The organism is Acidithiobacillus sp. TH-A36 (assembly GCF_057473445.1).
Genome location: NZ_JBYCKP010000353.1, coordinates 1 through 9,132, shown reverse-complemented (window position 1 = coordinate 9,132; position 9,132 = coordinate 1). Strand labels below are relative to the sequence as shown.

Below are 9,132 nucleotides of genomic sequence, written 5' to 3'. Positions count from 1 at the left end.
AAGTGCCCACGATCAATCGTAATGGGTGCCCACCATCAATCAGAATCACTGCCCACGATCAAACGGAATGGGTGCCCACGATGCCCCGGAATACGCAGTTATGGCGTTACTACCAGAATATGGTGGCGGATACGCTGGACAGTACCAATGGTATCAGCGAACTGAAAGTACGCGCCTTTACTGCGCACGATGCCCAGAAGATCAACGATTTTCTCCTGAAAAAAAGTCAGGATATTGTCAATCAACTGAATGAAACGGCCCGACATCGCGCCGTGTACTATGCCAAACAGGATGTTGAACAAGCCAAACGCACTCTGCGGGATGCCACCCTGGCTCTGGCTGAATACCGCAATAATCGCCGGGTATTCAGCCCACCGGCACAAAGCAGTTTGCAACTCGGCATGGTCAGCAAGTTGCAGGACCAGTTGATAGCCATGCAAACCGAATTACAGTCCATCGTCGCCCATGCCCCGGACAACCCGCAGATACCGGTTTTAAAAAGCAGCATCAGAGCCTTACAAGGTGAAATTGCCACCGAACAGTCCAAGGTGACTGGTGACAGGGAATCTTTGGCCAGTAAGGACATTGAGTTTGAGAGGCTGACTGTCAACCAGTTACTGGCGCGAAAACTGCTGGAAGCGGCAGTGACTTCACTGGAACAGGCGCGGTTGACGGCACAGAAGCAGGAATTGTATTTGGAAACTATCAGCAGTCCTAATTTGCCGGATGCGCCACAGGCACCCAAACGCTTTGAGGATATTCTAGCGGTATTGATTGTTTCTCTCATGATTTGGGGCGTATTGAGCATTTTGTATGCTGGCGTGAAGGAACATCATGAGCGCTAGTGCCACAAAGGAAACGTTCTGGTTTCAGCTACGTCTGCAACTGCGAGTGATCTGGGCGTTGATATTGAGGGAAACCGTCACTCGATTTGGGCGAGAAGGTCTGGGGATGTTGTGGATGATCGCAGAGCCAGCAATGTTTGTAATTGGAGTAATGATTATTTTCTCGTTTATTGACACGGGATATCCCTATGGAATTAGCCCGGCAGAATATCTGGCAGTCAGTTACCCAACCTTACTGTTTTGGAGAAATGGAACAGGGCGCGTGACAGGCGCAATTAATATTAATCGAGCGCTATTACACCATCAGCCGATCAGGCCAATGGATATTATATATTCCCGTATTTTGCTGGAGTTCTCCAGTGCAATGGCCGTTTTTCTGTTTTTGTTTCCAATTTTTATCGTGATAGGCATTTGTCGTTATCCAGGCAATATCTTGACGATGGCTTTGGGATACCTATTGATTATATGGTTCTCCTTTGGGTTTGTGCTGATTATGGCGGGGCTAGCAGAGCTTAGTGAAACCATCGAAAAGACTTCTCATATTATTTTGTATCTTATGTTGCCTTTTAGTGGTGTATTTATACCGACATTTCTGGTACCAGAACCATATCGCAGTTATTTATTATATTTTCCATTGATTGATGCGGTGGATTATTTTCATCATGGGTATTTTGGTAGTGGGGTACCCAGCTATTATCATATTCCTTATACAGTATTTGTTTTGATTGCTATGACTTTATTTGGTTTAGCTATTTCTGGTGTGGCTATCAAGCGGGTTAAGGTGTCTTAAATTTATCAGAAGGATGAATGAGCCGTGACAATTCAAAGTATCTATGAATTATTTGTATTTGATGGCGAGGAGTTTGTTACTGTTGCTTATAAAAATCTTCTTAGCCGAGAACCGGATGCGCATGGATTGGCATACTATGTTGGCCGTTTATCTTTAGGATATGGCAAAGTAAGTATCATAGCACAAATGGCAAAATCCCCAGAGTGCAAACCTTATCATGAAATTAAAGATCTCACGCAGCTTATCAACGACGAAAAGCGCTCACAACATTGGTTTTGGAAGCTATTTACACGCGACAAACACAAGCGTTATTTCATGCAAAGCAACCTGAATATGCTTGCACGTATCAGGCAAAATATTAATGCCCTGCAAGATGTAATTTCTATTAATACTCGGCAACATACTTATTTTAAACAGAAAATTATATCACTCAATCAATCCAACCTATCGCTAAATCAACGTATCGTAGAACTCACCCAGCAATTGATTTCATATAGTTCGTCCTGTCAGCCTGATGAAACTCCACGATTATCCGATATCGTGGTTCGCCAGTGCTTTGTAGAAATCCTGGGACGCGAACCTGATAATGAAGAAATCATTAAGCACCATGCACGCTTGCCAACCCGTAAGGTACTACAGGAAAAATTAATCCATTCCGAAGAATTCCAGCACAAGTTATTGGTACTGCCCGGATACGCCCGCCTTATTTTCAAACGCCAAATCCAGCAAAAAACCGCCGCACAGGGAGTTTGATTCATGCGTTTAGTGATTGACATGCAAGGCGCGCAAACCGCCAGCCGTTTTCGAGGCATTGGCCGTTATACCTTGGCGCTCACCCAAGAAATGGCGCGGCAGAGGGGCGAAAACGAAATCCTGCTGGCACTGAACGCCGCCTACGCCGACACCATTGAGCCAATCCGTGCCGCCTTTGCCGATCTGCTCCCCCCCGATGCCATTAAAGTCTATGAAGTGCCCAGCCCGGTATGTGGCCGTGATGCGCCTAATGATGCGCGTCGCTTGGTGGCCGAACGCATGGTCGAAGCCTATTTCGCTAGCCTGCAGGCCGATATCATTTTTATTCCATCGCTGTTTGAGGAATTTGACGGTGAAGCAGTCACCAGTGTTCATGCACTGCACAGCGCTATTCCTACTGCAGTAACCTTGCACGACCTCATTCCTCTGGTACACCGAGATATTTATTTGCAAGACCCAGCCATGTTGCGCTGGTATTACAACAAAATCGATCATTTGCGCAGGGCTGATTTGCTTTTGGCGGTGTCCGATGCCTCAGGACGTGAAGCTGTTCAGTATCTGACTATGCCAGAAAACAGCGTGGTCACGGTGGCGAATGCCTGTGATACCCACTTTCATCCTATTTCATTAAACGAAGCCCAGCGCACCCATCTTGCAACGACCTATGGTATCAATCGTCCTTTCATCATGAATACCGGCGGCGTCGATTTCCGCAAAAATATGGACGGTCTGTTTCGCGCCTTTGCCAGCCTGACTACCGACGTACGCGATACCTATGCATTGGCGATCGTTGGGCGTGAGGCGCTTGATCTTAAAAATGATTTTCTGGCACTAGCCAAACGGTCTGGCCTGCAAGCTACTGGTCTTCCCGTCCTGGCACGAGGGTTTTGGCTTGCCGGTGCTGGAGGCCATGGCTTGCGGTACGGCGGTGATTGCTGCCAATAGCTCCAGCTTGCCCGAAGTGGTGGGTCGGCAGGATGCCTTGTTTGCCCCACGTGATGATGTCGACATGGCCGCAAAAATGGCCGAGGTGTTGCAACACCCAGAATTCCGCCAAGAACTGGAACACCACGGTTTGGAACAGGCCAAAAAATTCTCTTGGTCTATTAGTGCAAGTCGCGCTTGGGCAGCGCTTGAAGCATTACACGCCGAACATTCACCAAAAAAAGCAGCTGTGATTCTGCCAGCCCGCCGCCGCCTCAAGCTGGCCTTTGTTTCTCCTTTGCCACCAGAAAAAACGGGGATTGCCGATTATTCAGCGGAACTCCTACCCGAACTGGCACGGCACTACGACATTACCGTGATCGTGCAGCAAGAATCTGTGAGTGATGCCTGGGTGCAGGCCAATGCGGCTATTCAGGATACTGCCTGGTTACGCCAGCATGCCCATGAGTTTGATCGGGTAGTTTATCAATTTGGTAATTCACCTTTTCATAGCCATATGTTTGACCTGCTGATAGAAATACCGGGCATGGTCGTACTGCATGACTTTTATATTTCCTGGCCTGTCTGGTATCGGGACGAACATGGCCAAGAACCGCAGGGCTGGGCACACGCCTTACTCGCTGGGCATGGCTGGAGCGCTGTTCGCGAGCGAATCAATGTAACTAATTGGCCAGATGTCGTTGAAGTGGTAACTGCGTATCCTTGTAACTTAGCAGTGCTGCAACAAGCCTTAGGCGTTGTTGTTCATTCCGATTTTTCACGCCAACTGGCGATGCAGTATTACGGAGAGCGTGCCGCTGACGGCTGGGCTGTTATCCCGCATTTGCGCCAAACCTCAGACCAAGTAGATAAAAGCCGGGCGCGTGAATCTCTTAACTTGGGGTCAGACGATTTTGTGATCTGCAGTTTTGGGATGCTTGGCGACACCAAACTCAACCATCGATTGCTAGATGGATGGCTTGCCTCGCCGATTTCCAAGGAACCTAACTGCTATCTTGTGTTTGTCGGTGAGAACCACGGTGGCGATTATGGGCATGATTTAAAATATAAAATTTCGAATAGTTCGGCGAAAGATCGCATTGTTATTACAGGCTGGGCCAGCGATGAAACCTATCGCACCTGGTTGGCTGCTGCTGATATGGGTGTGCAACTGCGCTGTCTTTCGCGCGGCGAAACCTCAGGCACGGTACTCGACTGCATGAATTACGGCCTGCCCACTGTCGTCAATGCACACGGAAGCATGGCAGAGCTTCCCACGAATGCTGTATGGCTGCTGTCGGATGCCTTTAGCGATTCGCAACTCATTGAGGCAATCACTACCCTCTGGCAAGATTCTGCTCGGCGAGCCGAGCTGGGCGCGCGCGCCAAGGCGCGTATACTAAGTCATCACAACACGCGCCGCTGTGCCGATCAATACGCTGAGGTGATTGAAGCCACTTATGCCCAGGCAGATCAAACTTTGTTTGGCTTGACGCAGGCCTTGCCACAACTCAAACCGGCATTGCCGGTGCATGAATATCCTCGCTTGTCGGAAATTCTGTCGGCTAATTTCCCACCACAGCCTAGACTGCGGCAATTGATGCTGGATGTTTCGGCCATTACACAGCAAGATCTGAAAAGCGGCATTGAGCGCGTCACCCGCGCCCTTCTGGAGCAAATTCTGCGCAATCCCCCTGCAGGCTGGTCTGTCGAGCCGGTGTATGCCACAACGGATCGCCCGGGTTACCGCTACGCTCGCCAATTCACCAGCCATTTTCTGAACATCTCTGGAGACTGGGCTGAAGATGCACCTGTACAGGCTTGGGCTGGCGATGTTTTTTTTGGTCTGGATTTTCATCCACATGTCATTCCTGCACAGGAAAGCACCTTTATTTCCTTGCGAAATCGAGGGGTTGCTGTTTTTTTTCTCATCCATGATTTGCTTCCCGTGCTCATGCCCGAGGTATTTCCAGAAGGGGCGCGCGTGAGTCACCAACGCTGGCTTCAAGTCATTGGGCGTTTTGATGGGATTATCTGCGTATCCCGGGCGGTTGCAGATGAAATGTATGACTGGTTGCAAACCTTAGGTGAAAAACGCCTGCGCCATTTCGCGGTACATTGGTCGCATTCCGGCGCCGATATAGCTAACAGCACCCCGAGCCGTGGGTTACCTGACGACACCTCCAACACTCTGTCCGAAATGCAGGCACGTCCCACATTCCTGATGGTGGGCACTATTGAGCCCCGCAAAGGTATATTGCAAACCTTGCAGGCATTCGATCTGCTTTGGCAGCAAGGCCATGACATCAATCTCGTGATTGTGGGTAAGGAAGGCTGGAAGGACCTACCAGACAGCAATCGCCGAGATATTCCGCAGACCATCCAGGCATTGCAAAACAATCCCGAACTCGGCAAGCGACTGTTCTGGCTGGAAGGAATAAGTGATGAATACCTGGAGCAGATTTATACCGCTAGCACCTGTCTGATTGCTGCCAGTTACGGCGAGGGTTTCGGCTTGCCGCTCATCGAGGCGGCACGTCACGGCTTACCCATACTGGCTCGTGACATCCCGATATTCCGCGAGGTGACTGACAGGCAGGCATTGTTCTTTAATGACACCCGCCAGCCAGAAGTGATCGCCCAAGCCATTAGCGACTGGCTGGCGTTATATGCCAAAGGCCAGCATCCGCGCAGCGATGCCCTGCCACATCTGACCTGGGCCGAAAGCGCCCGTAACACCTTGGAGTTCGTGCTGAGCAACGCAACCCCCTACCGCAAATGGTTGCCCGATGGCGTTCGCCGCTATTGGGGCGCCGATCTGCGCCTGCATACCGAGGTGGGTAAGCTTCTTGGTACATCAATATCCACTACAGGCAAGGCAGGCCATCTGATCTATGGTCCGTATGAGCGGTTTGAAGCGGGACGGTATCGGCTTTTCGTCAAAGGCACAGCCGATCACTGGACAGGTAGAGAATGGTTAGATGTTACTGGAGACCAAGGCCGATGTAAGGTGTTGTATGCAGATATGGTTATACCTGAGCAAGGGGCATATCATCTTGAGTACGAATTTACTCTAGAAAATACTTGCACAGATTTGGAAGTGCGACTTTGGGTGGCTGAAAAAACCATACTCACTATAGACAGAGTTGTAGTCTCATGTATCAACTATAGCCAAGAAAATAATAATCAACATAAAAACCGTCAAAAATTGATTGCTCGTTTTTATGATATTCCTTCTGGTAACCATAGATTTGTTGTGCAGACACTATCAAAGTCTTCCGATAGTGGGTATATAGCCATTAGCAATTTGGATAGCGAAGAACCTCTAGGACGTGTTTTATTAACTCCTTCTTCAAATCGTTTTTTTAGTATTAATTTGGACATATACTTGCCAGAAAAAACAAACTGTATAGGCGTCTACGCCAATCTTCTAGATTGTGTCGAAGATGATGTTAAAATTGTCCATGGTGTATTACAAGATTTGAGTCATAAAAATAAGAAGTTGCCCGGCTGGATTGAGCAAAAAATAAATTCTGCTTTATCAGGTGCCTCAATTTTATGCGAGACGCAAGAAGATTTAATTATGATTCAAACCTCTGATCCTTATTTTTACAGTTCGTTATTGGATATTTCGAGCTTGGTTAACTTGTCATACTGTGACAGATATGACATTACATTTAAAAAATACGAGGGAATTAGATATGGATTATATCCGCATCATGCAACATACAATAGAACGGGTATTATTAATGATATCATTGAATCTGATTTTTCTGGTTGGGTTTTATATGTTGATGCAGATAGTATTGTTCAGGATTTTGAAACTGATTTGAGAAAGTTGCTTATTGAAAAAAGGGAGCTGGGGAAATTTCTCTGGCTATGCCAAGATTCAAACGATTGCGATTTTAATATTTTTAATGCTGGTGTTTTTGCTATTGATCTTTCTAGTCCAGCATCCAGAATGATTATTAAGATCTGGAATCAGATTTACTCTGATTACTATACCATTGAAGATTATATTACTGCCCAAGGCTGGGATGATATTGTTAATGATCAAGATTCTCTATCGTTGATAATTAAATGCCTTGTTGATCGTTTTGGTTTTGATTTTCTTGATGGAGTGGATTACGGTCATTTTCAGCAACACTGGAAGGTTGGATGGGAAGATATTCGCACTGATAATGTTTTTTTCTCTGCTTTGCGAGCCGATGCCGGCAGTACCTCTAAAGAGGAAGAAATTCACTTAAGAGGGCAAGCAATTCTTTTTCACGCAAAAAATAATGGATTGATATAATTAAACTTAAAGCTTACATTAAGGTATCCAGAACGTTAAATCATGGATGATCTCAAGTCGGTGCAAATTTTTATCTTTGTCAAAAGGGAAATGGAAAAGCAAATAAAAATCGGCGACTCGGTCTATGTGCTTTCCTCAAATGAGGATTATCTTCTTGCTATGGGTAATGACTTCGAGCCATATATGGTACAGCTGTTCGGTTTCCTGATTAACCCTGATGACGTAGTGGCTGATATTGGCGCAAATAATGAAGTTCCCCGCCTGGCGGACTCTGCGACCAGACTGCAACAATACTTCGGCCTATTCTTTCCCATTCCCATGGAACGGACTTTTCGCTGGATGCTGGAGACTTAATGACTGATCCCGACTTTTACCGCGCGTTTGAAGACCGTCACCGGGGTTCCCGAGCCCTCATCAAGTCGCGGGTTAAAGTCTATCTGCCTTTCTTGTATCTGCTGAAATCCCTTTACCCCGATAGTCCTGTACTGGATCTGGGCTGCGGGCGTGGGGAGTGGCTGGAACTGCTGGGCGAAGAAGGTTTTACCGCCCACGGTGTAGATCAGGATGCCGGTATGCTTTCAGCTTGCACGGAACTGGGCCTGTCCGTAGAGCAGGGCGACGCGCTGGAAGCTTTGCGAAAGCTCCCTGACGCCAGTCAGATAGTGGTTTCCTGTTTCCATATTGCCGAGCATGTGCCTTTCCCGATCTTGCAGGAGATGGTCCGGGAAGCTCTGCGTGTGCTTAAACCAGCGGGCCTGCTGATACTGGAAACCCCCAATCCCGAGAATCTGGTCGTGGGTTCTTCCAGCTTTTATCTGGACCCCACCCATCAGCGGCCCCTGCCGCCTTTACTGCTCTCATTTCTGACGGAATACACCGGCTTTTTGCGCAATAAGATATTGCGTTTGCAGGAATCTCCCGAGCTTGCCACAGGGGATGCCCCCGTATCACTGATACAGGTGCTGGCCGGGGTAAGTCCCGACTATGCCGTGGTCGCGCAAAAAACAGCCACAGCCAAAAAACTGAAAAGTTTTGATGCACCTTTTGATCAGCAGTATGGGTTGACGCTGGACGCCCTCGCCAGGCGTTATGAAGCCGGTCTGCGCGCGGAAATCATCCGTGAGCTGAAGCCCAAGCGGAGAAAACCCAAGGCACAAGCTGCCAGCGATGCTCAGGACGCACCTAAAAAGTAGCGGGAATATCTCCCATACGCCGGAAAGTGGCATTGAAGGGGCCCATATATTTGAGCAGGGTCAGCATGGAGCCGCGAAACTGGTATTGTTGGGTCAGAAAGGCTTTTTTGCTGCTCAGTTCCCGCTGGTGTATGCGCATCCAGGTTTCCTGGCTGGCATGCACGCGCAATTGGGCAATGATAGACAGGATGCGATGCTTTAATCATAATGATCATATTGATCGCGATAGGAGAGCTTGGATGATTACTGAGACCAGCGCTGTGCATTTCAGGCAGAATCTTGGTGAAATGCTTAACCAGGTTCAATACCGTAACGACAGCATCGTTATCAACA

General features: G+C 48.1%; 8 protein-coding genes. 7 read left to right on the top strand and 1 reads right to left on the bottom strand.

The genetic code is table 11. The features are described 5' to 3' along the window. From AC2VLY_RS09410 to AC2VLY_RS09380, 7 genes are all read left to right on the top strand, one after another. Positions 1-845: KpsE/RkpR family capsule polysaccharide export protein (locus AC2VLY_RS09410; RefSeq protein WP_486922156.1), on the top strand; the 845-nt coding region annotated here is incomplete at its 5' end. Further along, a complete protein-coding gene (locus AC2VLY_RS09405; RefSeq protein WP_486891813.1) occupies positions 835-1,635 on the top strand; it encodes an ABC transporter permease in 801 nt (266 codons plus the stop codon). The genes AC2VLY_RS09410 and AC2VLY_RS09405, both read left to right, overlap by 11 nt. Before the next feature lie 24 nt (positions 1,636-1,659). Beyond that, positions 1,660-2,388 carry a DUF4214 domain-containing protein gene (locus AC2VLY_RS09400; protein ID WP_486891814.1) on the top strand — a complete coding sequence of 243 codons (729 nt, stop codon included), beginning with the start codon at positions 1,660-1,662 and terminating at the stop codon, positions 2,386-2,388. A 3-nt stretch (positions 2,389-2,391) separates the two neighbouring features. Beyond that, a complete protein-coding gene (locus AC2VLY_RS09395; protein ID WP_486891815.1) occupies positions 2,392-3,333 on the top strand; it encodes a glycosyltransferase in 942 nt (313 codons plus the stop codon). Next, positions 3,287-7,606, top strand: coding sequence for a glycosyltransferase (locus AC2VLY_RS09390; RefSeq protein ID WP_486922157.1), 4,320 nt, complete (start codon positions 3,287-3,289; stop codon positions 7,604-7,606). The genes AC2VLY_RS09395 and AC2VLY_RS09390 overlap by 47 nt, the downstream gene beginning before the upstream one ends. 42 nt (positions 7,607-7,648) lie before the next feature. Then, positions 7,649-7,960 carry a hypothetical protein gene (locus AC2VLY_RS09385; RefSeq protein WP_486892630.1) on the top strand — a complete coding sequence of 104 codons (312 nt, stop codon included), beginning with the start codon at positions 7,649-7,651 and terminating at the stop codon, positions 7,958-7,960. Continuing rightward, positions 7,960-8,799: a class I SAM-dependent methyltransferase gene (locus AC2VLY_RS09380; protein WP_486892629.1), complete on the top strand. Its 840-nt coding sequence runs from the start codon at positions 7,960-7,962 to the stop codon at positions 8,797-8,799. The genes AC2VLY_RS09385 and AC2VLY_RS09380 overlap by 1 nt, the downstream gene beginning before the upstream one ends. On the opposite strand, the gene AC2VLY_RS09375 is transcribed toward AC2VLY_RS09380, so the two are convergent. Next, positions 8,789-8,938: a hypothetical protein gene (locus tag AC2VLY_RS09375; RefSeq protein WP_158627774.1), complete on the bottom strand. Its 150-nt coding sequence runs from the start codon at positions 8,936-8,938 to the stop codon at positions 8,789-8,791. The two genes, AC2VLY_RS09380 and AC2VLY_RS09375, sit on opposite strands and share 11 nt — an antisense overlap. Positions 8,939-9,132: the final 194 nt, after the last annotated feature.

Excerpts from the sequence above, each read along its gene's own strand:
- AC2VLY_RS09395 (WP_486891815.1), top strand. The coding sequence starts at position 2,392 with ATGCGTTTAGTGATTGACATGCAAGGCGCGCAAACCGCCAGCCGTTTT.
- AC2VLY_RS09385 (WP_486892630.1), top strand. The coding sequence starts at position 7,649 with ATGGATGATCTCAAGTCGGTGCAAATTTTTATCTTTGTCAAAAGGGAA.
- AC2VLY_RS09380 (WP_486892629.1), top strand. The coding sequence starts at position 7,960 with ATGACTGATCCCGACTTTTACCGCGCGTTTGAAGACCGTCACCGGGGT.
- AC2VLY_RS09405 (WP_486891813.1), top strand. The coding sequence starts at position 835 with ATGAGCGCTAGTGCCACAAAGGAAACGTTCTGGTTTCAGCTACGTCTG.
- AC2VLY_RS09375 (WP_158627774.1), bottom strand. The coding sequence starts at position 8,938 with ATGCGCATACACCAGCGGGAACTGAGCAGCAAAAAAGCCTTTCTGACC.